This is a genomic window from Thermovirga sp. (genome assembly GCF_017656375.1).
Taxonomy (GTDB): Bacteria; Synergistota; Synergistia; order Synergistales; family Thermovirgaceae; genus Thermovirga.
On the sequence record NZ_JACDOB010000085.1, the window covers coordinates 1 to 1,535 of the forward strand.

Sequence of the window (1,535 nt, forward strand, 5' to 3'; positions counted from 1 at the left end):
CAACTGGGTCCTCTACAGTTATTATGTTAACCTCTGGTTTGCTGATCTGCTCCAATACCGAATACAGTGTGGTGGATTTTCCACTACCTGTAGGCCCTGTCACAAGCACTATCCCGTAAGGTTTATTAATCATTTCATCCACCAGAGCCCTATCTTCCGGATAAAGGCCCAACTTTTCCAAACCCACCATGGCATTAGTTTGATCCAAAAGCCTTAATACCACTTTTTCTCCGTATATAGTTGGTAATGTGGAAACCCTCAGATCTATCTTTCTATTGGCCACTTTTATTAAAATACGACCGTCCTGAGGCTTTCTTTTTTCTGAAATATCTATATTAGACATGATTTTTATACGGGAAGATACGGCTGGGTGAAGTTTTTTCGGGAAATCGAGGGCATCATACAGAGCACCGTCAACACGAAACCGGACACGAGTCACGTTTTCAAAAGGTTCTATGTGAATATCCGAGGCTCCTTCTTTTGCTCCTTGCTCAAGGATGGTATTAACCAGCTTTACAACAGGGGCATCATCGGCACTTGCCGCTCTTTCCTCTCGCTGCAAGTCTAACTCCCCACCCGTAGATTCGTACACCTCGACTATAGCATCCTCCAAGGATCCTTGCACTCTATAAAATTTATCCAACTCCCGCTCTATTTCACTTGGAGTAGTTATACCGATCTCAAGTTCCATGCCCGTAAGCATCTTAATCTCATCTATAGCCATGAGGTCAAGGGGATCTGCCATAGCAATCATTAGACGGTTATTATCTACGATAGCCAGGGGTAAAACCTGAAGTCTGCGAGCCACCCTCTCGGGTATTAAATTTAAAGCCTCTGTCATAGGTCTGTATCTTGCAAGAGAAACAAGAGGGATCTTAAGCTGCCTGCTCAAAATCTCAGCAAGCTGTCTTTCAGTGATATAACCTTTCTGGACCAGCACCTGCCCAAGGCGTTCTTTCGTTCTGGTTTGTTCTTTAAGGGCCTCTTCAAGCTGCTCCTTGGTTATGAGTCCTGATTGAATTAGCATATCTCCTATTCTTATAACGAGAGGGTGATCTACCTTTTCATCCTTGACTTTATCCTTCTCTCCTGTATGTAGATCCAGCTCTTTCTCCAATTCCTTCACCCCTAAACACTGGCAAAATTCAACCACACTGAACAAACCCCTAGGATGAAACCATTCTGAGCCCTAAAGTTCTTTCATTCATTAAATGCTCTGTATTTATATATTATTGCATATTTCCAGGATTATGGCATCACGAAAAGCCACAGGCTCACACTTCTAATGCTTCATGCATTAACCTGCAACCATCTTTTATGCGCAACGTTGGTTAGTATTTCTGAAATTTCAAGATATAACTGCCTGCTTTTAGAATTGGGCATTTGAAAGGATATTTTGCAGTTTTTAGCTATGTAACACGATTAGCTATTCGCATAGGCTTTAGGGGATTTACAATGTGAAGTTTTGTTATAGCCAAAAGTTGTGTGGTTGCATTTAAGGTGTAATTATGAGTTATTTTTAGTGAGAGGTGGTA

The 1,535-nt window shown here is 41.8% G+C and carries 1 protein-coding gene; it reads right to left on the minus strand.

Annotation, left to right across the window (positions count from 1 at the left end; all coding sequences use genetic code 11):
* Positions 1 to 1,153, minus strand: a 1,153-nt coding sequence (locus H0Z23_RS09005; RefSeq protein WP_366928898.1) for an ATPase, T2SS/T4P/T4SS family, incomplete at its 3' end; no start/stop codon positions are given.
* Between the last annotated feature and the right edge of the window lie 382 nt (positions 1,154 to 1,535).